The organism is Photorhabdus caribbeanensis (assembly GCF_018448885.1).
Classification (GTDB): domain Bacteria; phylum Pseudomonadota; class Gammaproteobacteria; order Enterobacterales; family Enterobacteriaceae; genus Photorhabdus; species Photorhabdus caribbeanensis.
Map to the genome: position 1 here is coordinate 1 of NZ_RCWB01000011.1, position 21,030 is coordinate 21,030.

Consider the following 21,030-nt stretch of genomic DNA (forward strand, 5'->3'; position numbering starts at 1 on the left):
TGGGCCGGCTGTTAACCGTGGACTCCCCGGACAGCACCCTGCATTTTGAATACGACGAGCAGGACCGGATAGTGCGGGAAATCCAGCCGCACGGAGAGATTCTGCGTCACTACCCGGATACCCGCACCGCAGAACGGCAGTTATTCACCGGCGAAACAGCGCCGGTTGCCGGTCCGGCCCGGTTTAGCGGCCAGACCCGCCTCTGCCGCTGGCAGAGCCGGCGGGAGGTTAACCGGGTGGGGGAACTGATTAAGCTGACGCTGGCGGAGCAGGCGCCCCTGACCCTGGAACGGGATGACGCCGGCCGGGATACGGGCCGTTATGTGGACGGGGGATTTATTCTGCGCCAGCAGTACAGCCTGATGGGCCAGTTAACCGCGCAACGGGCAGGCCGCAACCCCTACTTTTTCCGGCCGGCTGAACCGGACGAGATTGAGGGCCCCGCTTACGCGGGGGTGGCGCGCCGGTATGAATACGATGCCGCGCTGAACCTGACCGCCGCCAGTGATGACGGACAGCCGTTAAATTATCTCCTCAACGGCAACGGCCAGGTGATTTCGGTGGGGGAAGGCCGGACACTGCGGGAGCATTATCAGTATGATGAAACGGGGTACCCGTCAAGACGGTTTGACGGGGTGCAGGAGATTATGGGGGAAACCCTCTATCAGGAGGGCCACCGCCTGAACTGGGTGGGCTCGCACCGGTTTGTTTACGACCGGGCCGGCCGCATGCAGGAGAAACAGTTTTTAGCGGAAGGGTGCCGGCTGGCGCTGACGAAATACCGGTGGAACAGCCAGAATCAGCTGACCGGCCTTATCACCCCGGACGGGATACCGTGGGAATATCGCTATGACGCCTTCGGGCGGCGGACAGAAAAACGGTGTATCCCGAGCGGTAAGCGGACCACGTATGTGTGGGATGGCGACGTGCCAGCAGAAATCCGCGAATATCAGCACGGCCGGCTGAAAATGATCCGCCATCTGGTGTTTGACGGCTGGGAACTGGTGGCGCAGCAGACGCAACAGTTTACGCTTAATCTGGACAACCGGGTGGAACTGATGGCCGGGGAAGTGGAGACTCAGTATGCGGTCAGCGCCCCGACCGGCGAGCCGCTGGCGCTGTTCGACCCGACGGGTAAACGGGTGTGGCGGCGGCCGAAGCAGTCCCTGTACGGGCTGCGGCTGGGCGGACACGGCGAAAACCCGCAACTGGACCCGGGCCTCCGATTCGCCGGGCAACTTTTTGATGAGGAAAGTGGTTTATTTTATAACCGGTTCAGGTATTATTTGCCGGAAGGCTGTTGTTACCTGAGTGCCGATCCTACGGGCCTCTGGGGTGGTGAGAACCCATATTCATACGTCAAAAATCCCACAGGATGGATTGATCCACTGGGGCTTAAACCTAAATGTACAAAAGGATTTGACCAAAAAGACAGGATAACTCAGAGATGGACAGATGAACTTACAGGTAAAAAACCTGCTGATGTAAATGCGCATCTTACAAGTCGTGGGTGGGAAAAAACTTATCCTCAAGCTGGTAATCCGAACGCAATTCAACATGTTCAATATGTTAAAACAACTAAATCTGGTACTACATATAAGCTAGATTATCACCCTGGAGGTAATGCTAAGCAGCCAAATATTCATGGAAATGACTATTGGAAAGTATATAAAGTTAATAATAAAGGTGAAGATATTGTATTCGGACGTATAGGACATGGGGATTTTAAAAATTATGATCTAATAAAAGACTCTCCAGTATATGTTGACCGTATTTTAGTAAATGGAGGAATGTAGACATGTTAAATTTTTCCGCAGAAATAATATCATGTCATTCAATCGGAAATGTATTATTAAACAATAACATTTCCGATTATACAAATGAAATTTATTCTGATTTCAGTGTTGAATATAAAGAATATTGCTTGCCTGATAATAGTAAAAGATATGCATACATCCTTAACAAAACCCTAACCATATCAACCAATTCAAATGGAATTATATTTTCCATAGGGTGTAACCAAAATTATAAAGGCTTATATAAAAACCATTTATATGCAGGGCAATCAATGGGGGATGTGATTAACCTTACAAAGCGTCAAAGAATATTTAATGGCTCTATTATTATAGATGATGATTTTGGCTTTTTATTCGTATTACCATCTCCTTTTGATGAAATAGCTGATAATATTTCCAATATTCCATTGGACTTGGAATTAAACGAAATATATATTGGTGATTATTCATCATGGAATCTTTATAAATAAAAATCTCTGGCACATCTTCCTATTAAAGATGTGCCAGAATATTTTTATTATTAGTGGGTTTGCATAATAAGTACATCATGGCTATATTAAAAAGCCGGAAAGATCGGTCGCGGTAGGAATAGCCGTTACCGGCTACTCCCCCGCACAGATCCGGACGTGCGCAACTAACGCATCCGGCTCCCACCTCGGGTGTTTGGCGTAAAAGCGCTGCAAAGGATAAGGGTGCACAATTCTGTGGGATGGGGATACCCCAGCAGAAATCCGCGAGTATCAGCACGGCAGGCTGAAGATGATCCGCCATCTGGTGTTTGACGGCTGGGAACTGGTGGCGCAGCAGACGCAGGCGTTTACGCTTAATCTGGATAACCGGGTGGAGCTGATAGCCGGGGAGGTGCAGACCCAGTATGCGGTCAGCGCCCCGACCGGCGAGCCGCTGGCGCTGTTCGACCCGACGAGTAAACGGGTGTGGCGACGGCCGAAGCAGTCCCTGTACGGGCTGCGGCTGGGCGGACACGGCGAGAACCCGCAACTGGACCCGGGCCTCAGATTTGCCGGGCAACTTTTTGATGAGGAATCAGGGCTTTGCTACAATCGGCACCGCTATTATTTGCCAGAAGCGACGTGCTACCTCAGCCCTGATCCTTTGGGGTTAGCAGGAGGAGTAAATCCTTACAGTTACGTGCATAATCCGACGGGTTGGATCGACCCACTGGGGCTGGCTGGTTGTGATCCTCAAATTAATGCTGAGCATGTTTTTCATGGTGAAATAAATCGGAGAGGAAGAGCAGTCGGTTTTCACCACGAAGCGAGTATAGGTCATCAAAGGAAAGCCCGTATCACTGAAATTACAAATCCTCCAAATACACATGGTGTTTATCAAGGAAGAGTTGAAGTGTTTAATGCTAGAACAAACCAATGGGTAGCAAAAGGACCTGATTCAACATTTTTCCCTCAATCTTGGAATCGACAACAGGTAATGTCAGAGATCAGAGGAGCTTATAAAAACGGCACCATACAGCCGAATGGAAAATGGTCAGGAACTTCTCCTAGTGGAGTTAAGATAGAAGGATGGCTTGACGCTTCAGGCAATATAAATACCGCGTTCCCAAAATACATTGATTAGTAGAGGATGTATGAGATTTTTTATTGATAAAGATGGATACCCCGAAGTGGATCTTGGTTATGAATATCATGTATTGGCAGACTTTTTAAGTGGTGATATTCAAGGTAGTTTACGTGGTGTAAATGAATATCTTGATTTATGTGAATCGGTTAAAAATGGAGAATTACTGCAATGGGAAGGCACTGGCAATGCCCATACTGTCACTATCAAACTGGATAGCGTCGAGATTTTTAATGAGTACACCGAAGAGAGCTTAACAATCTCAACGATAGAAGAGTTCAGAAGCTATCTTGAAAAGTGGAAAGAATTACTTTTGAGTAGAAAATAAACACTAGAAAGCCGGAAAGATCCCCGTGATCTTCCGGCTTTTTTATCTAGTTCCCATTCAGCACATTAAACATTCCGTCTTTATAGTTACGTTCATAATCCGACGGGTTGGATCGACCCACTAGGACTTGCTGGTGAAAATGTATTTATTCACTATACAAATAAAGCGGGTTTTGACGGCATTATGAAGAGCGGTGTTCTTCATCCAAACGTCAGTGGAAAAGTTTATATAACTGATGTACTAATGTCTCCAAAAGATGTAATGAGAGACTTATTGATAAACAACCCCAATCATATAGGACGAGGAGACTATGCGATTATTTTCAAAATAGATCCAGGGGAAAGAGGAAATATCCGCTCACCTTCTAGATTAGAATATACTCATGAAGGAAAGTTGAAATTGAATAATATTCTGTATGCCGGTAAAAACCCATATGCCATATTAGAACATCTTGATTATGATACGAGACTCAAACTCACTGATAATCAAGTTAAAATCAGAAAGTGCGGAGGAAAATAATGAAGCACGAATCTATTCAATTAGCAAGGGAAGAGGTGAATGCAATAATCAAGCTGATCCTTTACATAAAGTTTGAATGTGAAGATCCTGGAACATTGATATATTCAAGTAGTCCTTTGATAAATTCAGCATTGGAAAAAATGTTGAATATGTATGGTTATAAGGATGATTGGGATAAAGTTTTTTCAAAATTTCTAGAAGCAGATAAGAATTTTGTAATCAAAAGAGTCGAATATTTAGAAAAACATGAAAATAGTCCTCTTGATGAGGGAATTAAGCAGCAAATCTTATCAAATCATGCGTATCCATATAAGTGGTAGTTAATAATTAACAAAGCCGGAAAGATCCCCGTGATCTTTCCGGCTTTGTTATTTTTATACTTAAAATAAATATTTTACAGGGTTGACCTTATATATTAAATATATAAATTAAAATCACGAAAATATAAAATAAATAATAAGATAAACAAAGAAATAATATAGAAAAATATAAGATTCATAGTAAATATATACATAGACTATATTTTAGCTATTTTATTCTGTTTTTTCTCTGAAACAGCAAAAAGCCGGAATCGCTTCCGGCCTGTTTCTTTCTTACCGTGGTGAATATTCACGGTAAGCTAGCGCCGACTGGTTAGTGCAATGGCAAGGCATCAAGGTAATCACAATGGTTACTTTAAGGCTATTAAAAATGTACCAGACAAAATAGACTTAAACCAGTCTGTTAATAAGATATCGAAACAGGTTGCTGATATACAAAATTTAGCTAAGAAAGGAATGATAAATGGAACACCAATAAGAGCTAAAGATAACTCGAAAGGAAAAGCGAAAATAAGAAGTTTATAACTGAACCAATGAATTTTTTATTTTCAGATAATCTTTTATCAGGGGGCGTAAAAGCACCTTCTGATATTATCCTATTGGAAGATAAAGACAAATCCCTCAGATTATCATTAAGTCAAGATTTACCAGATGGATATTTAGTCTGGCAAGATCTTATAGAAAATAGCGTTGGTGAATTTTCTTTAAAAGATAACTATTCTGAAGCTGAAGATTACTTAGAAGATATTGACGAAGAATACAGTGACTTACAAGAGGAAAAGACATTAATTTATAGAAAATCTAAAATAAAAAAACAAATACAGAATACGATGATTTTTATTTTGAAATTTTAGATGAAGTCTATTATCAACTAAACATGTTATCTATTCAAAGGTATATATTAGGTGAACAAAAAGAATCAATCTTGGAAAAGATCTTTGAGATATATAAAGAAGGGTTGTATCCATGCGGAATGACTAAGGATGAAAAAATAGTCGCCTTTAATCCAATGATATTAAAAACTAGTTGATATAGAAAACATATTCTCATGAAAAGCCGGAAAGATCCTCGTTATCTTTCCAACTTTGTTATTTTTATGCTTAAAATAAATATTTTACAGGGTTGGTCTTATATATTAAATATATAAATTAAAATCGCGAAAATATAAAATAAATAAGAAGATAAACAAAGTAATAATATAGAAAAATATAAGATTAATGGTAAATATATATATAAGCTATATTTTAGCTATTTTATTCTGTTTTTTCTCTGAAACAGCAAAAAGCCGGAATCGCTTCCGGCCTGTTTCTTTCTTACCGTGGCGAATACCCATGATACGCCAGTGCCGACTGGAGCCGCCCTATCGCGGCCTTGATAACCCAGGCTTCCGTATCATCAACCGCACAGGCGCGTATCTCCGCCCAGTTCAGCCGTTTAACCAGTTGAGCCAGGGCCAGCGCTTCAAGGTGGGTTAACTGAATGTCCTGCAAATGTTCAATCGCTATCGTCATCTCATGCTCTCCCCTTAACCCGCAAAACCGGTTATCAGCGCCCCGACCGGCGAGCCGCTGGCGCTGTTCGACCCGGCAGGCAAGCGGGTGTGGCGGCGGCCGAAGCAGTCCCTGTACGGGCTGCGACTGGGCGGATACGGCGAGAACCCGCAACTGGACCCGGGCCTCCGATTCGCCGGGCAACTTTTTGATGAAGAAAGTGGTTTATTTTATAATCGGTTCCGCTATTATTTGCCGGAAGCGACGTGTTACCTCAACCCTGACCCGCTAGGGATAAATGGGGGTCTGAATCCGTATGCGTACGTCCATAATCCTACCGGATGGGTTGATCCTCTGGGTCTTGCTGGCTGTCCAGCAGTTAAAGACTCGTTTGAACAAGCTAGAAATAAGGCATTAAATTGGCTTACAGATAGAGAATTTAAAGCAGAGAAAGTGAACACTGGTAAGTTTGGTTCTACAAAGAACCAGTCTGTCGGAATGACTACCGCTGATGGAAAAACAGGTTTTAGAATTGAATATGATGAAAGAAGCGGTGCCCATATTAATGTCTTTAGTGGAAAAGAAAAAGGTGAACATTTCCTTTTTGACTCTACTGAGAAAACAGTCACTAAACTGCAAAAGCTATTTGAGCTTCCATCAAAACCGTGGAGAGGCTCATGACTCTTGATGAAGAAATTAGAAATGAAATCAATCAACAACCTAATCCTCCAGTAATAATAGATGATTGGGAAGAAATAGCCGATTCTTTATCAGATTCTTTTGAATGGAAAGGCTCTAAGATAGATTGGTCAAAAACCAATAATCATCAAAGTTGTTTATATACGAAAGATGATGATTTGGAACTATTAATGAATAAATTTGTTGAAGATCATTCTATTAACAAGGTTATATCTAGCAGTAAAACGATTTATTATATAAATGATTCATCTTTAGACTTTGCAATCGCTATGAATCCAGAGCAATTCCATGCTATTTCTTTGCTTGTTATTAATAATGTGCCACAACATCATTATTTTTTTGATGAAAATAAAAAATGGTGCTTTGTTATTAGCTCTGAAGGATATATAGATTTTGGGTTCTCTAATTTATCCTAAAACATATTAATAAGGCCGGGAGATCCTAAGTGATCTTCCGGCCTTATGTATGATCTACCGTGGCGCATACCCACGGTAAGCCAGAACGGGTTGAAGCTTACCGATAACATCTTTGAGCGTAAGAGATGGGTAGATTGTAGTAACACATCAATCCCTTCTTATCGGTTTGAGTTTACGCTTTACTTCTTCTACCCATCACCACCTACTTTGCTAAAACTACAGTGCTTCCTGTTTCCAACAATTAAGAAAACAAAATTACTTTTCCGTCGATTTCACTCGTTCAATGTTTGCGCCAAGTCCGCGCAACTTATCTTCAATATGTTCATAACCCCGGTCAATATGATAAATACGGTCAACAACCGTCACACCTTCCGCAATACACCCCGCCAGAACCAAGCTTGCCGATGCGCGTAAATCCGTCGCCATGACCTGAGCACCAGATAATTTTTTAACACCATGACAAAGCACAGTGTTACTTTCAATTTCCGCATGCGCCCCCATCCGAATTAATTCAGGGATATGCATGAAACGGTTTTCGAAAATAGTTTCGGTGATCATACCAGCACCTTCCGCAACCAAATTCAGCAAGCTGAACTGTGCCTGCATGTCAGTCGGGAAACCAGGGTGCGGAGCAGTACGTAATGTCACAGCTTTAGGGCGCTTACCGTGCATATCGAGGCTTATCCAATCTTTACCAATTGCAATATCCGCCCCCGCCTCACGTAATTTAGCCAATACCGCATCCAGCGTATTAGGCTGAGCATGACGGCAAACCACTTTGCCACCAGATATCGCCGCCGCAACAAGAAATGTCCCCGTTTCAATCCGATCAGGTAGTACACGATATACACCGCCACCAAGACGTTCTACACCTTCAATGGTGATATGGTCTGTACCCGCCCCGGTGATTTTTGCACCCAAGGTATTGAGAAAATTAGCCGTATCTTCGATTTCAGGTTCACGTGCTGCGTTCTCAATCACTGTTGTTCCTTCAGCCAACGTTGCCGCGGTCATAATCGTGACTGTCGCTCCAACGCTGACTTTATCCATCACAATGCAAGCCCCTTTCAGACGCCCATTAACGGAAGCCTTAACGTAGCCCTCTTCCAGCACAATTTCAGCACCTAACTGTTCCAAGCCACTGATATGCAGATCAACCGGGCGGGCACCAATAGCACAACCACCCGGCAAAGAGACTTGCCCTTGACCAAAACGCGCCACCAAAGGACCTAACGCCCAAATAGAGGCACGCATGGTTTTCACTAGTTCATAAGGCGCACAATATTGATTCACATCACGAGCATCTACAAATACTGAACCATTACGTTCAACTTTGGTCCCAAGGCGATTCAATAATTTGATAGTGGTATCAATATCTTTCAATTCTGGAACATTTTGCAACTCAACAGGCTCTTCAGCCAACAACGCGGCGAACAGGATTGGCAGTGCAGCATTTTTTGCCCCGGAAATAGTAACCTCACCCGACAGACGAGTAGGCCCTTTCACACGAAATTTATCCATCTGTGACAACTCTCTTTATATAATTTGCTGTTCGCGGCGAGGCAAACAATATTAAAAACCGTTGAGCTTGCGATCCCGTTTCCAGTCATCCGGTGTGTAGGCTTTAATTGACAAGGCATGAATACGATTATCAGCAATGTATTCCATTAAAGGCGCATAAACGGCTTGCTGCTGTTTTACCCGACTCATACCGGCAAACATTTCACCAACCACAATAACCTGGAAATGGCTGCCATCTCCGTTAACGATGACTTCATCCAGTGCTAATTTATCCATCAGCACTTGCTTAATCTCATTAGTATCCATAATTGCTCAATGTTCTGTAGTTAGAAATGATAGTCAGCCGTCTATCCTAATAGAATCCTGCTTATTCTTAAACTATGAAAACGCCCTTGTAACATTTCTGCTTACAAGGGCGCTGATTGTACAGATAATTAATGAGATTATCGGTTAGCTATCCATGATCATGTCTTGCAGATCATAGAGCGTAATCAAGGTGTTAAGCCGTTCATCAATGCCAACAAAGCGCAATTTATCCCCTCTCTTTTGCATATGATGTTTGAAACGGACTAAAAGAGCTAACCCGGTAGAATCCACATATTCAAGTTGCGACACATTGATGCTGTTGATATCAGCCAATAATTTCTCTTTTTGCTGCCAGAGAGGAAGCAAACTATCACGATCCAAAGTGCCCTTGAGAATCAATGTTTGCCCTGTTTTTTCCCAGATCAGACTCTCACCCATCTTATTTTTTCTCTTCCAGTGTGATTGGCTGACGGGCGCTGATTTCAAGCTGCTTAGTTAAGCCCTCAATACCTTGCTGACGCAAGATAGAAGCCCATTCACTCTGTTTAGTCGTAATCATACTGACGCCTTCAGCAATCATATCGAATGCCTGCCATTGGCCAGTTTTGCTGTTTTTGCGCCATTGGAAATCAAGACGGACAGGAGGACGGCCATTCGGATCGATAATAGTGACACGAATAGCAACAACATCGCTGTCCCCCAACGGCTTTTCAGAGTCTATCTGGTAAGTTTGATTGTGATACATTGCCAAAGCCTGCCCATAAGCCTGCTCAAGATAGGATTCAAATGCCGCAAAATAAGCCTTGCTCTGCTCTGGAGTCGTATCTTTATAGTAGCGCCCCAGAACCAATGCGCCAGCGTATTTGACATGAACATAGGGCAATAGTTCTTCCTTCACCACTTGACGCAGATAATCTGGATTTTGACGAATTTGCGACTGACTATTTTTTAAACGAGTAAAAGTCTTTTCCGCCGCGTCCTGCATCAACTTATAAGGGTTCGTTTGATCAACCGCGCTCGCCAGTGGCGCAACAACCAATAGCGCCACCATTAATAATCTCTTCAACATAATTGGTTCCTCTTAATGATATTCAGTTGCTGGCTAGGGTGTCGGCGTGTGCTCTGCCCCACTTTGAGCATTATCGCCACTCTTATACAAGAACTGGCCGATAAGATCCTCAAGTACCATTGCTGATTTGGTATCCTGTACGCGGTCCCCCTCTTTCAGAATACGGGTGTCCATATCGGGATCTTCAAACCCTATATTCAGGGCAATATATTGTTCACCTAATAGGCCAGAAGTACGGATGGAAAGAGAACTGGTATCAGGGATATGGTCATACTGCTTCATAATATCCAGTGCCACTTGCGGCGTATAAGTTTTTTCATCAAGAGAGATACTTGCAACTCGGCCAATCACCACTCCCCCAATTTTTACCGGTGAGCGCACTTTCAGACCACCGATATTGTCAAAAGTTGCGTACAAACGGTAAGTTGGCTGGTTGCCTACCGATTTAATGTCTGCCACTTTTAGGCATAAAAAGATGATTGCAGCCAGTGCAATCAAGACAAAAAATCCAACCCAAATTTCACTTTTCTTGCTTTGCATTGACTTAGTTCCCGAACATGAGTGCTGTCAGCACAAAATCCAAACCTAAAACCGCTAACGACGCATGAACCACCGTTCTGGTCGTTGCTCGGCTGATCCCTTCTGAAGTAGGGATTGCATCATAACCATTGAATAGAGCTATCCAGGTTACAGTAATGGCGAAAACGACGCTTTTAATAAAACAATTCAGCAAATCTTTCTGCCATTCGATAGCAGACTGCATTGAAGACCAGAAGAAGCCACTGTCAATCCCCTTCCAATCAACACCAACCATCGCACCTCCCCAAATACCTACTGCCACAAAAATCAGGGATAATAGCGGCATACTGATAAACCCTGCCCAGAAACGGGGAGCTATCACTCGCCGTAATGGATCTACCGCCATCATCTCCAGGCTGGAAATTTGTTCCGTGGCTTTCATCAAACCGATTTCTGCGGTCAAGGCTGATCCAGCACGACCAGCAAACAACAGTGCCGTGACCACCGGCCCCAATTCACGCAACAGAGATATCGCCACCATCATACCAAGACTGGCTTCTGCGCTATATGTTGTCAGTACCAGATACCCCTGTAGGCCAAGTACCATGCCAATAAACAGCCCTGAAACGATAATAATCAACAATGACCGAACCCCCACGCTGTAAAGTTGCTGTCGGAGCAACGGCCATTGTTTGGCGGGTTCTGGCCTGCCAATTATTGCGCGGAAAAGCATAAAACCTGCACGACCAAAAGAGGCAAATACCTCAATGGCTCGTCGGCCAAGTGCCGCCAGCGCCTGTGTTAACATTAACATCCCATTATCCTAATAACTCAGTTTTATAATCCCCGGCCGGGAAACGGAAAGGTACCGGCCCGTCAGCAATACCATCAAGAAATTGCCGTACTCGTCTATCAGAATTAGACTGCAACTGCTGCGCAGTACCCTCAGCAATAACCCGCTGTTCAGCGATAATATAAGCGTAATCTGCAATGCTCAAAACTTCCGGTACATCGTGGGAAACCACCACACAAGTCACACCAAGCGCCTTATTCAGTTCATCAATCAACTTCACCAAAACCCCCATCGTAATCGGGTCCTGGCCGACAAAAGGCTCATCAAACATAATCAGATCAGGATCAAGTGCAATAGCACGAGCCAGAGCCGCTCGCCTTGCCATACCTCCAGAAAGTTCAGAAGGCATCAAATTAGCAGCTCCGCGTAACCCGACAGCCTCTAATTTCATCATTACAGTAGTCTGTATAATTTCCTCTGGCAGGTTCGTATGTTCACGCAGCGGAAAAGCGACGTTCTCAAAGACACTGAGATCAGTGAATAATGCCCCTGATTGAAACAGCATACTCATCTTCTTGCGAGCAGCATACAAGCGAGAACGGGATAAAGCAGGAATATTATCGCCATCAAACCAGATTTCTCCGCGTTCAGGACGTAATTGACCGCCAATCAAGCGTAATAGTGTCGTTTTCCCTATCCCAGAAGGCCCCATAATTGCAGTGACTTTCCCTCTAGGCACAACTAGATTAATATCAGCAAAAATCGAACGTTTACCACGGGTAAAAGACATACCACGGATCTCGATGAGATTTGCTGTCTGTTGGTTCATTATTGATAGCCCTTAACGGTTAATAAATTGGCTTTAATATTTGGTTCACATATTAATCACATATACTACAAAAAAACTGGAGAATTTTCGCCATTAATGTGATGACAAATTTTACTTTTCTATCCGTCGCCGTCAGAATATACCCCATCTAACTGGGCAGACAATTTTTGTTTAGAAAATCAACCAGCGTTAACATTAATTCGGAATATACCTTACAAGGGATGCTTCATGCTTCTGACCTTTTTACTCTTAATTACCGGATTGATTTTACTGGTATATGGTTCCGATAGATTAGTATATGGTGCTGCAATTTTTGCCCGTACTCTGGGGCTGCCGCCATTTATTATTGGTATTACCATTGTTGGCATTGGAACTTCCCTGCCCGAATTAATGGTTTCAGTTACTGCAATGCTAGATAGTCAACCTGATATGGCGGTGGGTAATGTTATTGGTTCCAACATTACTAATCTGCTACTGATAACCGGTGCTGCTGCATTTATTCGCCCAATGGAAGTAAAATCAGATATCCTGCGGCAGGAGCTGCTATTGATGCTACTGCTCACCGCCTTCTGTGGCTATCTGATGAGTGATAACTATCTCAGCCGGATGGATGGATTGGTATTACTCACTTCCGCCATAGTGTATATTTTATTGATGATAAAAATGGTGGCTCTACCACGCCGTGCTGAAACAGATATTTACACGCAGGAACAAACTTCCGAATTACCGGCAGAAGGCAATAAACACATTGCCCTACTTTGGATTCTATTAGGGTTACTTATTTTACCTATGGCAACTCGCATGGTTATTGATAATGCAACTGTTATTGCCCGCATTTATGGCATTAGTGAATTAGTTATCGGGCTTACTGTACTTGCGGTCGGCACCAGCCTGCCAGAATTAGCAACCTCTATTGCCGCCGCGTTCAAAGGCGAAGATGACATTGCATTCGGCAATATTATAGGTTCGAATATATTCAATATATCAATTGTTTTGGGCCTTCCCGCATTACTCTCACCAGCAGCCATTTCGCCTGAATCTTTCCACCGTGACTTTTGGGTCATGATGGTAGCCAGCACAATATTTACTGCATTTTGTCTGGGTCGTAAACACCGATTAAACCGATTTAAAGGTGTCCTGTTATTAAGCTGCTTTATCGCTTATTTTATCGTACTGTTTATTTCCAATTACAGCATTGAATAAACACGAATGAGTAGGAAAAAGAAATGCCTAAGATTGATTTTCAGCAAGCGGGTAAAAAAGTATTAGACATAGAACGTAATGGATTGGCAGAACTTGAACAATATATTAATGAAGATTTTGCCCGTACTTGTGAACTGATGTTCAACTGCGAAGGTAAAGTGATTGTCATGGGGATGGGCAAATCCGGCCATATTGGGTGCAAAATTGCTGCAACTTTCGCCAGCACCGGTACGCCATCCTTTTTCGTACATCCGGGAGAAGCCAGCCACGGCGACCTCGGCATGATTACACCTAAAGATATTGTTTTAGCTATCTCAAATTCTGGTGAGTCCAGTGAAATTTTGTCACTGATCCCGGCATTAAAGCGCCAAAAAATTCCGCTTATCTGCATGACTAACAATTACCACAGTAGTATGGGGAAAGCCGCAAATATCCACCTGTGTATCAAAGTTCCACAGGAAGCCTGTCCGCTAGGTTTAGCTCCTACAACCAGTACCACTGCAACTCTGGTTATGGGCGATGCTTTAGCGGTTGCATTGCTCCAGGCGCGTGGCTTTACCGCTGAAGATTTCGCCCTATCACACCCAGGCGGCACCCTTGGACGCAAACTTTTGCTACTGGTAAGTGATTTGATGAATACCGGCAATGATATTCCAAAGGTTAATCGTGATGCATCCTTACGCGAAGCATTACTCGAAATCACCCGGCAAAAACTGGGGATGACCGTCATTTGCGATGAAAATATGTATATTGATGGTATTTTTACTGACGGTGACTTACGGCGAGTGTTTGATATGGGAGTTGATTTGTACACTGTTAAAATTTCAGATGTTATGACAACAGGCGGTATCCGTATCAAACCGAATGCCCTTGCTGTTGATGCATTGAACTTAATGCAGTCACACCATATTACCTCCTTACTGGTCGCAGAGGAAAACAAATTACTTGGTGTATTACATATGCATGACCTGCTACAAGCTGGTGTGGTTTAACCGGAGAAAACACCTTAATGAGCCAATTAGTTTATCTGGACACCTGTTATGGTCCAGTTAGTAAAGATGTTATTGAAAAAGCCCGCAAAATCCGCTTGTTGATTTGCGACGTTGACGGTGTTCTATCCGATGGCCTGATATATATGGGCAATAACGGTGAAGAGCTAAAAACATTTAATGTTCGAGATGGTTATGGAATTCGCTGCTTAATTACTTCGGGAATCGAAGTCGCTATTATTACCGGCCGTAAAGCGAAATTGCTGGAAGATCGAGCAAACACGCTGGGGATTACACATCTTTACCAAGGACAAAGTGATAAGGTTTTGGCGTACAAAGAATTGTTAGATACACTGGGATTAAAACCAGAACAGGTTGCTTACATCGGTGATGATCTGATTGATTGGCCGGTCATGGAACAAGTGGGGTTATCTGTCGCTGTGGCAGATGCACATCCATTGCTCTTACCAAAAGCGCATTATGTCACCCAAATTGCCGGGGGACGCGGTGCGGTAAGGGAACTTTGTGATTTGGTGCTTTTTGCTCAGAATAAGCTAGAAGAAGCCAAAGGATTATCAATATAGTAGGTTGAAGTGAAACGAGAATGGATAGAATCAAATCCTGGTTGGTGATAACTCTGGTATTAATCATCCTGGCGTTAATTGGCTGGAACTTGTCTGATTCAGATGAGACGAAATCGTCTTCTGCTACAGATAATAGTCAGCCAACCTACCAAAGTCAGGATGCCATAACTTTTGTTTATGACCCTACGGGGAAACTGACGTATAAACTGGTCGCTGATGACGTCCAAAATTATGCAGAGTCAAAGCTTACTTGGTTTACCAAACCAGTGCTAATCACTTATGACTCAAATGCCATTGCGACATGGACAGTTCGTGCTAACAAAGCCAAACTGACTAATGACAGAATGCTCTATCTTTACGGAGACGTACAGGTTGACAGTCTGACTAATACGTCACAATTACAACGTATTACCACAGAGAACGCTATCATCAACCTGGTAACTCAGGATGTTTCATCTGACGATCAGGTCACACTGATTGGTGTCGGGCTAAAATCCGTCGGTATGAAAATGCGTGGCAATCTGCGGAACAAAACCGCTGAACTGATTGAAAAGGTTAACACCTACTATGAAATCCAACATGAAAAACAGAATCCGTAATGCCTTTATTGCCAGCGCCATCTTTGCAGTCAGCCTTCCTGCTCTGGCACTGAAAGATGATACCCAAAAACCCATTTCTATCGATTCGGTTAAACAAGCCCTTGACATGACAGGGAACACTGCCACATTTACAGAAGATGTGATCGTTAAACAGGGTTCTATCGATATCCGCGCTGATAAAGTTGTTGTGACTCGTCCAGATGGCGATTCTAAGAAAATGATTATTGAGGCATTTGGTAATCCGGTCACTTTCTATCAGCTACAAGACAATGGCAAGCCAATCAAGGGCCGCGGTTCCAAAATGCGTTACGAAATGGATAAAGAGCTGGTTACACTGACTGGCAATGCCTATTTGGAACAGTTAGACAGCAATATAAAAGGCGATCGTATCACCTATCTGGTCCCAACTCAGCAGATGGAAGCGTTTAGTGACAAAGGTAAACGAGTGACCACCGTCCTACTCCCTTCTCAATTACAAGAAGAAGGCCCTGGGGCTAACAACAAGAGTAAATAACGATATATGGCAATACTAAACGCAGAAAACCTGGCAAAAGCTTACAAAGGCCGTAAGGTCGTTGAAAATGTCAGCCTAAACGTGAACTCCGGCGAAATTGTTGGCCTGCTTGGTCCGAACGGCGCAGGGAAAACGACAACTTTCTATATGGTCGTCGGCATCGTTTCACGGGATGCCGGGACAATCACCATTGATAATGAAGATATCAGCCTACTGCCACTTCACGAACGGGCACGCCGTGGTATTGGTTATTTGCCTCAGGAAGCTTCTATTTTCCGTCGCCTAAGCGTATTCGACAACCTGATGGCTGTATTGGAAATCCGCCAGGATCTGACCCAAGAACAACGAAAAGAACGCGCCGAAGAGCTGATGGAAGAGTTTCATATCAGCCATCTACGCGACAGTCTTGGTCAATCGCTTTCCGGAGGTGAACGCCGCCGCGTAGAGATTGCCAGAGCGCTCGCCGCCAATCCTAAATTTATTTTGCTGGATGAGCCTTTTGCCGGCGTAGATCCTATCTCGGTCATCGATATCAAGAAGATCATTCAACATTTGAGAGATTATGGACTAGGGGTCCTTATCACAGACCATAATGTCCGTGAAACATTGGATGTATGCGAACGTGCTTATATTGTCAGCCAAGGGCAGCTGATTGCTCACGGCACACCTAATGATATTCTTAATAATGAACAGGTGAAGCGCGTTTATTTAGGCGAAGGTTTCCGGCTCTAATTAGCCAGGAGAATTGATTTAACGCTATGAAGCAAAGTTTGCAACTCAGGCTTAGTCAGCAACTGGCTATGACACCACAGCTCCAACAAGCTATTCGTTTGTTGCAACTTTCTACGCTTGAACTCCAACAGGAAATACAACAAGCGCTAGAGATGAACCCTTTGCTTGAACAGGATGAAGATCATCAGGAAATAGACAATCAGGAGCTTCCCGATAACGAAACGGAAGCTATGGATACGCTTGACGCCTTGCAACAAAAGGATATGCCAGACGAGTTACCCCTGGATGCCAGTTGGGATGAAATTTACACCGCTGGCACACCTTCCGGGACACGTAATGACTATAACGACGATGAACTGCCGCTTTATCAAGGTGAAACCGTTCAAACCTTGCAAGACTATTTGATGTGGCAGGCAGAACTCACCTCTTTTACGGAAACCGATGCGGCCATTGCAATATCAATCATTGATGCCGTAGATGACACTGGCTATCTCACTGTGCCATTAGAAGATATTCTTGCCAGCATTGGCGACGATCAACTCACTCTGGCAGAAGTGGAAGCGGTGCTAAAACGGATACAACATTTCGATCCTATCGGTGTCGCCGCTCGTGATTTAAAAGATTGTCTACTGGTACAGCTATCAATGCTTCCGCCAGAAACACCTTATCTGAAAGAGGCGCAACTGATCGTTGGCGAACATCTGGAGCTATTAGGTCATCGGGATTTCCGCAATTTAATCCGTCTGAGTCATTTGAAAGAAGATACTCTAAAAGAGGTCATTAGTTTAATCCAATCACTTGAACCAAAGCCCGGTCTGGCAATAAACACCGGCGAATCTGAATACGTCATCCCCGATGTACTGGTTCGAAAAGAGAGTGAACACTGGCAAGTAGAATTAAATACAGATAGTATCCCCCGTTTACACATTAATCAGCATTATGCAGAGCTTGGGCAACATACGCGCAATGAAAGTGACGGTCAGTTTATCCGTAATAACCTACAAGAGGCTAGATGGCTTATCAAAAGCCTGGAAAGCCGGAATGATACTTTGCTGAAAGTTGCGCGTTGCATTGTAGAACAACAACAGGAATTTTTTGAACATGGTGAAGAACATATGAAACCTATGGTTTTAGCTGACATTGCTTTCCAGGTTGATATGCATGAATCCACCATTTCCAGGGTGACTACCCAAAAATTCCTGCACAGCCCACGTGGTATTTTTGAATTGAAGTATTTTTTCTCCAGTCACGTCAATACAGAAAGTGGAGGCGAAGCCTCTTCAACTGCAATACGGGCTTTGGTGAAAAAACTGGTAGCAGCGGAAAACCCCGCCAAACCATTAAGTGACAGCAAACTGACGAGCATGCTAGCCGATCAAGGCATCATAGTTGCCCGACGGACTGTCGCAAAATATCGAGAGTCGTTATCCATTCCGCCATCAAACCAACGTAAGCGTCTGGTTTGAAATGAACAGAGAAGGAAGACAATATGCAACTCAAAATAACCGGCCACAATATTGAAATTACTGATGCATTACGCGACATTATCACTGCAAAATGCAGCAAACTGGATCAATATTTCGACAGGATCAACCTGACTCAGGTAATCCTCCGAGTGGAAAAGGTACAACAAATCGCCGAAGCTACTGTACACATTAACGGAGGTGAGTTGCACGCATCATCAGAACATGAAGATATGTATGCAGCAATTGATGGACTGGTCGATAAACTAGCGCGTCAATTAACCAAACATAAAGACAAACTGAGACATCATTAACAGTTATTTAACAAAGAATGTAGTAACAACAGCGGAGTATTGCTGTAAAACAGTGCGCAAATACCGGATGTCACAGATAATCTATGGCATCCGGTATCAATGAGGCACCTAAGTGAATAGAAAAAATGAATAATCAAGCAGATTTACTACTAAGTTCTGTGCTTTCTCTCGCATGTACGCGCAATAATGTACATTGTTCGAGCAAAAAACGGGCTTTAGAGATTATCAGTGAGCTAGCATCTCAGCAGCTTAAGTTACCAGAAAATGTCGTATTCGAAGCAATATTAACCAGAGAAAAAGTGGGTACTACTGGAATTGGCAGTGGTATTGCTATCCCTCACGGTAAGTTAGATGCAGAATGTTCAGATCAAGCAGTCGGCGTTTTCCTAAATCTGGAACAACCCATTGCTTTTGATGCAGTTGATAATCAACCAGTTGATTTGCTGTTTGCTTTACTGGTTCCAAATGATCAATGCCAGACGCATTTACACACATTGTCATTGATCGCCAAACGTCTTGCAGATAAAAACCTCTGCCGCCGTTTAAGATCGGCACAAAGTGATGAAGAATTGTACTCAATTATCACTAAATAACTGTTGCAGTGCATGGAGAGCAACAGATAAGAGTGGCTCATAATAACCACTGAGAAATTAAGGGGAGTCGCCTCATGGTGCTGATGATAGTCAGTGGCCGTTCCGGTTCAGGTAAATCCGTTGCCTTGCGTGCACTGGAAGATATGGGTTTTTATTGTGTGGACAACTTGCCGGTAGTATTACTACCGGAATTAGCAAATACGTTGTCTGACCGTGATATTTCTGCCGCGGTGAGTATTGATGTAAGAAACATGCCGGAATCCCCTGAGGTTTTCGAAGAAGCCTTGACTAAACTACCAGCGAGTTTCTCACCGCAATTACTGTTTCTTGACGCTGACCGTAACACGTTGATCCGCCGTTATAGCGACACCCGCCGTCTGCATCCGCTATCAAGCAAAAACCTTTCTCTGGAAAGCGCGATTGATCAAGAAAGCGATCTACTGGAACCCCTTCGTTCAAGAGCAGATCTGATTATCGACACTTCCGAAATGTCAGTCCATGAATTGGCTGAGATGCTAAGAACACGTCTGCTAGGCAAACGGGAACGTGAGTTGACAATGGTCTTTGAGTCTTTCGGCTTCAAGCATGGCATACCAATTGATGCCGACTATGTTTTTGACGTACGTTTCTTACCAAACCCACACTGGGACCCTAAATTACGGCCAATGACTGGCCTTGATCGTCCCGTAGCCGCTTTCCTCGACCGTCATACGGAAGTGCATAACTTTATCTATCAAACCCGCAGTTATCTTGAACTCTGGCTGCCTATGCTTGAAACCAATAACCGCAGCTATCTAACCGTAGCTATTGGTTGTACCGGCGGTAAACATCGTTCCGTTTACGTGGCAGAACAGTTGGCCGATTATTTCCGCTCCCGAGGAAAAAACGTACAGTCGCGCCACCGTACTCTCGAAAAGCGAAAATAAATAATGACTGTCAAGCAGAGGCTTGAAATCAAAAATCGGCTGGGAATGCACGCCCGGCCAGCAATGAAGCTGTATGATCTAGTACAGCTCTTTGAATCTCATGTTGTTTTACGCAATGATAGCCATGTTGAAGCCGAAGCCAGCAGTGTCATTGCTATGCTGATGCTGGATTCAGAAAAAGGCAGCTATATTGAAGTTGAAGCCAGTGGCCCAGATGAAGAGCAGGCTCTTACAGCCATTATTAACCTATTTAATTCGGGATTTGACGAAGAATAACGTTGCTCACTCACCTGTGGATTATCCTGTCCTTCACTGTTTTCATTAGCAGCGCAAAACAGTTCGTGATCATGATCTCTTTCTTTTCCCGTAAGAACAGCCTACTATCAGGTTAATCATTTTAAATAACACCCCCCTCCTCATGGTGCGGGGTGTTATTTTGTGTTGGAGTCCATTTGGAGTGTGGTATGACTAAACCAGCAATTATCATCAACGAATTAGACGCAGAACGTTTAGATTCCCTGTTGGAACAGCCAGCGTTTGCAGATACTAGTATCGCTGACGCTTTGAATGAGGAGCTGGATCGTGCAGAGATTGTACCCCCAGCAGAAATTCCATCAGATGTTGTAACAATGAACAGCCGGGTTCGTTTTCTTGACCTGACAAGCAATGAAGAGCGGGTACGTACTTTAGTTTATCCAGCATCACTGCAAGACAGTTCAGATCAGCTTTCTGTCATGGCTCCTTTAGGGGCTGCATTATTGGGCCTTCGTATCGGTGACGAAATCAGTTGGGCATTGCCAAACGGCGAAGAAACCCGAGTCAAAGTATTAGAATTGCTTTACCAACCAGAAGCTGCCGGTGAGCTCCACCGTTAATTCAGCCAGCCCATTTGTCCGGGCTGACTAAAATAATCGG

At 43.8% G+C, this 21,030-nt stretch carries 30 protein-coding genes; 22 read left to right on the plus strand and 8 right to left on the minus strand.

Annotated features, from left to right (window positions below):
- The 8 genes from EAE90_RS09420 to EAE90_RS09455 form a co-directional block, all read left to right on the plus strand.
- On the plus strand, positions 1-1,796 hold a 1,796-nt coding region (locus EAE90_RS09420), incomplete at its 5' end, for an RHS repeat domain-containing protein (RefSeq protein WP_281422328.1).
- Between the two features lie 2 nt (positions 1,797-1,798).
- A complete protein-coding gene (locus tag EAE90_RS09425; RefSeq protein ID WP_214053281.1) occupies positions 1,799-2,266 on the plus strand; it encodes a hypothetical protein in 468 nt (155 codons plus the stop codon).
- A gap of 289 nt (positions 2,267-2,555) precedes the next feature.
- Positions 2,556-3,389 (plus strand): EndoU domain-containing protein, encoded by an 834-nt coding sequence (locus tag EAE90_RS24235; RefSeq protein ID WP_281422329.1) that lies wholly within the window; start codon positions 2,556-2,558, stop codon positions 3,387-3,389.
- Positions 3,390-3,399: 10 nt separating this feature from the next.
- A complete protein-coding gene (locus EAE90_RS09435) occupies positions 3,400-3,717 on the plus strand; it encodes a hypothetical protein (protein WP_214053282.1) in 318 nt (105 codons plus the stop codon).
- Positions 3,718-3,900: 183 nt separating this feature from the next.
- Complete coding sequence (locus EAE90_RS09440; RefSeq protein WP_214053283.1) at positions 3,901-4,236, plus strand: hypothetical protein; 336 nt, start codon at positions 3,901-3,903, stop codon at positions 4,234-4,236.
- Positions 4,236-4,556 carry a hypothetical protein gene (locus EAE90_RS09445; protein ID WP_011144744.1) on the plus strand — a complete coding sequence of 107 codons (321 nt, stop codon included), beginning with the start codon at positions 4,236-4,238 and terminating at the stop codon, positions 4,554-4,556. Before EAE90_RS09440 ends, EAE90_RS09445 begins: the two co-directional genes overlap by 1 nt.
- Positions 4,557-4,877: 321 nt before the next feature.
- Positions 4,878-5,081 carry an AHH domain-containing protein gene (locus tag EAE90_RS09450; RefSeq protein ID WP_214053284.1) on the plus strand — a complete coding sequence of 68 codons (204 nt, stop codon included), beginning with the start codon at positions 4,878-4,880 and terminating at the stop codon, positions 5,079-5,081.
- Positions 5,082-5,089: 8 nt separating this feature from the next.
- Positions 5,090-5,410: a hypothetical protein gene (locus EAE90_RS09455; RefSeq protein WP_214053285.1), complete on the plus strand. Its 321-nt coding sequence runs from the start codon at positions 5,090-5,092 to the stop codon at positions 5,408-5,410.
- Positions 5,411-5,869: 459 nt separating this feature from the next.
- On the opposite strand, the gene EAE90_RS09460 is transcribed toward EAE90_RS09455, so the two are convergent.
- Positions 5,870-6,067, minus strand: a complete 198-nt coding sequence (locus tag EAE90_RS09460; protein WP_214053286.1) for a DUF7706 family protein — start codon at positions 6,065-6,067, stop codon at positions 5,870-5,872.
- An 87-nt stretch (positions 6,068-6,154) separates the two neighbouring features.
- Between EAE90_RS09460 and EAE90_RS23780 the strand changes: the two genes are divergently transcribed.
- A complete protein-coding gene (locus tag EAE90_RS23780; RefSeq protein ID WP_422615988.1) occupies positions 6,155-6,727 on the plus strand; it encodes an RHS repeat-associated core domain-containing protein in 573 nt (190 codons plus the stop codon).
- The gene (locus EAE90_RS09470; RefSeq protein ID WP_214053287.1) at positions 6,724-7,161 is read left to right on the plus strand and encodes a type IV secretion protein Rhs; all 438 of its coding nucleotides are present in this window, start codon (positions 6,724-6,726) and stop codon (positions 7,159-7,161) included. Before EAE90_RS23780 ends, EAE90_RS09470 begins: the two co-directional genes overlap by 4 nt.
- Positions 7,162-7,416: 255 nt before the next feature.
- Here EAE90_RS09470 and murA read toward each other — a convergent pair whose 3' ends face one another.
- The 7 genes from murA to mlaF form a co-directional block, all read right to left on the minus strand.
- The gene (murA, locus tag EAE90_RS09475; RefSeq protein WP_214053288.1) at positions 7,417-8,682 is read right to left on the minus strand and encodes a UDP-N-acetylglucosamine 1-carboxyvinyltransferase; all 1,266 of its coding nucleotides are present in this window, start codon (positions 8,680-8,682) and stop codon (positions 7,417-7,419) included.
- 51 nt (positions 8,683-8,733) lie between these two features.
- Positions 8,734-8,988 carry a BolA family iron metabolism protein IbaG gene (gene ibaG, locus EAE90_RS09480; RefSeq protein WP_011148158.1) on the minus strand — a complete coding sequence of 85 codons (255 nt, stop codon included), beginning with the start codon at positions 8,986-8,988 and terminating at the stop codon, positions 8,734-8,736.
- 144 nt (positions 8,989-9,132) lie between these two features.
- A complete protein-coding gene (gene mlaB, locus EAE90_RS09485) occupies positions 9,133-9,426 on the minus strand; it encodes a lipid asymmetry maintenance protein MlaB (protein ID WP_214053289.1) in 294 nt (97 codons plus the stop codon).
- Between the two features lies 1 nt (position 9,427).
- A complete protein-coding gene (mlaC, locus tag EAE90_RS09490; RefSeq protein ID WP_214053290.1) occupies positions 9,428-10,057 on the minus strand; it encodes a phospholipid-binding protein MlaC in 630 nt (209 codons plus the stop codon).
- A 33-nt stretch (positions 10,058-10,090) separates the two neighbouring features.
- Positions 10,091-10,597 carry an outer membrane lipid asymmetry maintenance protein MlaD gene (gene mlaD / locus EAE90_RS09495; protein WP_214053291.1) on the minus strand — a complete coding sequence of 169 codons (507 nt, stop codon included), beginning with the start codon at positions 10,595-10,597 and terminating at the stop codon, positions 10,091-10,093.
- Positions 10,598-10,601: 4 nt separating this feature from the next.
- Positions 10,602-11,384 carry a lipid asymmetry maintenance ABC transporter permease subunit MlaE gene (gene mlaE / locus EAE90_RS09500; RefSeq protein ID WP_046395124.1) on the minus strand — a complete coding sequence of 261 codons (783 nt, stop codon included), beginning with the start codon at positions 11,382-11,384 and terminating at the stop codon, positions 10,602-10,604.
- Between the two features lie 10 nt (positions 11,385-11,394).
- The gene (gene mlaF, locus EAE90_RS09505) at positions 11,395-12,198 is read right to left on the minus strand and encodes a phospholipid ABC transporter ATP-binding protein MlaF (RefSeq protein ID WP_214053292.1); all 804 of its coding nucleotides are present in this window, start codon (positions 12,196-12,198) and stop codon (positions 11,395-11,397) included.
- Between the two features lie 228 nt (positions 12,199-12,426).
- Here mlaF and EAE90_RS09510 point away from each other — a divergent pair, with 228 nt between their 5' ends.
- From EAE90_RS09510 to rnk, 12 genes are all read left to right on the plus strand, one after another.
- Positions 12,427-13,401, plus strand: coding sequence for a calcium/sodium antiporter (locus tag EAE90_RS09510; RefSeq protein ID WP_214053293.1), 975 nt, complete (start codon positions 12,427-12,429; stop codon positions 13,399-13,401).
- A gap of 23 nt (positions 13,402-13,424) precedes the next feature.
- Positions 13,425-14,393, plus strand: a complete 969-nt coding sequence (gene kdsD, locus EAE90_RS09515; RefSeq protein ID WP_214053294.1) for an arabinose-5-phosphate isomerase KdsD — start codon at positions 13,425-13,427, stop codon at positions 14,391-14,393.
- Between the two features lie 17 nt (positions 14,394-14,410).
- On the plus strand, positions 14,411-14,974 hold the full coding sequence (gene kdsC / locus EAE90_RS09520) for a 3-deoxy-manno-octulosonate-8-phosphatase KdsC (RefSeq protein ID WP_214053295.1): 564 nt from the start codon (positions 14,411-14,413) through the stop codon (positions 14,972-14,974).
- Positions 14,975-14,994: 20 nt separating this feature from the next.
- Positions 14,995-15,573: an LPS export ABC transporter periplasmic protein LptC gene (gene lptC / locus EAE90_RS09525; RefSeq protein ID WP_105398356.1), complete on the plus strand. Its 579-nt coding sequence runs from the start codon at positions 14,995-14,997 to the stop codon at positions 15,571-15,573.
- The gene (gene lptA, locus EAE90_RS09530; protein ID WP_036775984.1) at positions 15,554-16,087 is read left to right on the plus strand and encodes a lipopolysaccharide ABC transporter substrate-binding protein LptA; all 534 of its coding nucleotides are present in this window, start codon (positions 15,554-15,556) and stop codon (positions 16,085-16,087) included. The genes lptC and lptA overlap by 20 nt, the downstream gene beginning before the upstream one ends.
- Positions 16,088-16,093: 6 nt before the next feature.
- Positions 16,094-16,819 carry an LPS export ABC transporter ATP-binding protein gene (gene lptB / locus EAE90_RS09535; RefSeq protein WP_214053296.1) on the plus strand — a complete coding sequence of 242 codons (726 nt, stop codon included), beginning with the start codon at positions 16,094-16,096 and terminating at the stop codon, positions 16,817-16,819.
- A gap of 26 nt (positions 16,820-16,845) precedes the next feature.
- A complete protein-coding gene (gene rpoN / locus EAE90_RS09540; RefSeq protein ID WP_214053297.1) occupies positions 16,846-18,285 on the plus strand; it encodes an RNA polymerase factor sigma-54 in 1,440 nt (479 codons plus the stop codon).
- Between the two features lie 23 nt (positions 18,286-18,308).
- On the plus strand, positions 18,309-18,596 hold the full coding sequence (gene hpf, locus EAE90_RS09545; protein ID WP_036775988.1) for a ribosome hibernation promoting factor: 288 nt from the start codon (positions 18,309-18,311) through the stop codon (positions 18,594-18,596).
- Between the two features lie 125 nt (positions 18,597-18,721).
- The gene (ptsN, locus tag EAE90_RS09550) at positions 18,722-19,189 is read left to right on the plus strand and encodes a PTS IIA-like nitrogen regulatory protein PtsN (RefSeq protein WP_214053298.1); all 468 of its coding nucleotides are present in this window, start codon (positions 18,722-18,724) and stop codon (positions 19,187-19,189) included.
- A gap of 74 nt (positions 19,190-19,263) precedes the next feature.
- Positions 19,264-20,115: an RNase adapter RapZ gene (gene rapZ / locus EAE90_RS09555; protein WP_036775991.1), complete on the plus strand. Its 852-nt coding sequence runs from the start codon at positions 19,264-19,266 to the stop codon at positions 20,113-20,115.
- A 3-nt stretch (positions 20,116-20,118) separates the two neighbouring features.
- A complete protein-coding gene (gene npr / locus EAE90_RS09560) occupies positions 20,119-20,391 on the plus strand; it encodes a PTS phosphocarrier protein NPr (RefSeq protein WP_036775992.1) in 273 nt (90 codons plus the stop codon).
- 188 nt (positions 20,392-20,579) lie between these two features.
- Positions 20,580-20,990, plus strand: a complete 411-nt coding sequence (gene rnk, locus EAE90_RS09565; protein ID WP_036775993.1) for a nucleoside diphosphate kinase regulator — start codon at positions 20,580-20,582, stop codon at positions 20,988-20,990.
- Positions 20,991-21,030 lie beyond the last annotated feature (40 nt).

What these genes read in the sequence shown, in the direction of transcription:
- EAE90_RS09425 (WP_214053281.1), top strand. Translation starts at nt 1,799, where the DNA reads ATGTTAAATTTTTCCGCAGAAATAATATCATGTCATTCAATCGGAAAT.
- EAE90_RS24235 (WP_281422329.1), top strand. Translation starts at nt 2,556, where the DNA reads ATGATCCGCCATCTGGTGTTTGACGGCTGGGAACTGGTGGCGCAGCAG.
- EAE90_RS09435 (WP_214053282.1), top strand. Translation starts at nt 3,400, where the DNA reads ATGAGATTTTTTATTGATAAAGATGGATACCCCGAAGTGGATCTTGGT.
- EAE90_RS09440 (WP_214053283.1), top strand. Translation starts at nt 3,901, where the DNA reads ATGAAGAGCGGTGTTCTTCATCCAAACGTCAGTGGAAAAGTTTATATA.
- EAE90_RS09445 (WP_011144744.1), top strand. Translation starts at nt 4,236, where the DNA reads ATGAAGCACGAATCTATTCAATTAGCAAGGGAAGAGGTGAATGCAATA.
- EAE90_RS09450 (WP_214053284.1), top strand. Translation starts at nt 4,878, where the DNA reads ATGGCAAGGCATCAAGGTAATCACAATGGTTACTTTAAGGCTATTAAA.
- EAE90_RS09455 (WP_214053285.1), top strand. Translation starts at nt 5,090, where the DNA reads ATGAATTTTTTATTTTCAGATAATCTTTTATCAGGGGGCGTAAAAGCA.
- EAE90_RS09460 (WP_214053286.1), bottom strand. Translation starts at nt 6,067, where the DNA reads ATGACGATAGCGATTGAACATTTGCAGGACATTCAGTTAACCCACCTT.
- EAE90_RS09470 (WP_214053287.1), top strand. Translation starts at nt 6,724, where the DNA reads ATGACTCTTGATGAAGAAATTAGAAATGAAATCAATCAACAACCTAAT.
- murA (WP_214053288.1), bottom strand. Translation starts at nt 8,682, where the DNA reads ATGGATAAATTTCGTGTGAAAGGGCCTACTCGTCTGTCGGGTGAGGTT.
- ibaG (WP_011148158.1), bottom strand. Translation starts at nt 8,988, where the DNA reads ATGGATACTAATGAGATTAAGCAAGTGCTGATGGATAAATTAGCACTG.
- mlaB (WP_214053289.1), bottom strand. Translation starts at nt 9,426, where the DNA reads ATGGGTGAGAGTCTGATCTGGGAAAAAACAGGGCAAACATTGATTCTC.
- mlaC (WP_214053290.1), bottom strand. Translation starts at nt 10,057, where the DNA reads ATGTTGAAGAGATTATTAATGGTGGCGCTATTGGTTGTTGCGCCACTG.
- mlaD (WP_214053291.1), bottom strand. Translation starts at nt 10,597, where the DNA reads ATGCAAAGCAAGAAAAGTGAAATTTGGGTTGGATTTTTTGTCTTGATT.
- mlaE (WP_046395124.1), bottom strand. Translation starts at nt 11,384, where the DNA reads ATGTTAACACAGGCGCTGGCGGCACTTGGCCGACGAGCCATTGAGGTA.
- mlaF (WP_214053292.1), bottom strand. Translation starts at nt 12,198, where the DNA reads ATGAACCAACAGACAGCAAATCTCATCGAGATCCGTGGTATGTCTTTT.
- EAE90_RS09510 (WP_214053293.1), top strand. Translation starts at nt 12,427, where the DNA reads ATGCTTCTGACCTTTTTACTCTTAATTACCGGATTGATTTTACTGGTA.
- kdsD (WP_214053294.1), top strand. Translation starts at nt 13,425, where the DNA reads ATGCCTAAGATTGATTTTCAGCAAGCGGGTAAAAAAGTATTAGACATA.
- kdsC (WP_214053295.1), top strand. Translation starts at nt 14,411, where the DNA reads ATGAGCCAATTAGTTTATCTGGACACCTGTTATGGTCCAGTTAGTAAA.
- lptC (WP_105398356.1), top strand. Translation starts at nt 14,995, where the DNA reads ATGGATAGAATCAAATCCTGGTTGGTGATAACTCTGGTATTAATCATC.
- lptA (WP_036775984.1), top strand. Translation starts at nt 15,554, where the DNA reads ATGAAAAACAGAATCCGTAATGCCTTTATTGCCAGCGCCATCTTTGCA.
- lptB (WP_214053296.1), top strand. Translation starts at nt 16,094, where the DNA reads ATGGCAATACTAAACGCAGAAAACCTGGCAAAAGCTTACAAAGGCCGT.
- rpoN (WP_214053297.1), top strand. Translation starts at nt 16,846, where the DNA reads ATGAAGCAAAGTTTGCAACTCAGGCTTAGTCAGCAACTGGCTATGACA.
- hpf (WP_036775988.1), top strand. Translation starts at nt 18,309, where the DNA reads ATGCAACTCAAAATAACCGGCCACAATATTGAAATTACTGATGCATTA.
- ptsN (WP_214053298.1), top strand. Translation starts at nt 18,722, where the DNA reads ATGAATAATCAAGCAGATTTACTACTAAGTTCTGTGCTTTCTCTCGCA.
- rapZ (WP_036775991.1), top strand. Translation starts at nt 19,264, where the DNA reads ATGGTGCTGATGATAGTCAGTGGCCGTTCCGGTTCAGGTAAATCCGTT.
- npr (WP_036775992.1), top strand. Translation starts at nt 20,119, where the DNA reads ATGACTGTCAAGCAGAGGCTTGAAATCAAAAATCGGCTGGGAATGCAC.
- rnk (WP_036775993.1), top strand. Translation starts at nt 20,580, where the DNA reads ATGACTAAACCAGCAATTATCATCAACGAATTAGACGCAGAACGTTTA.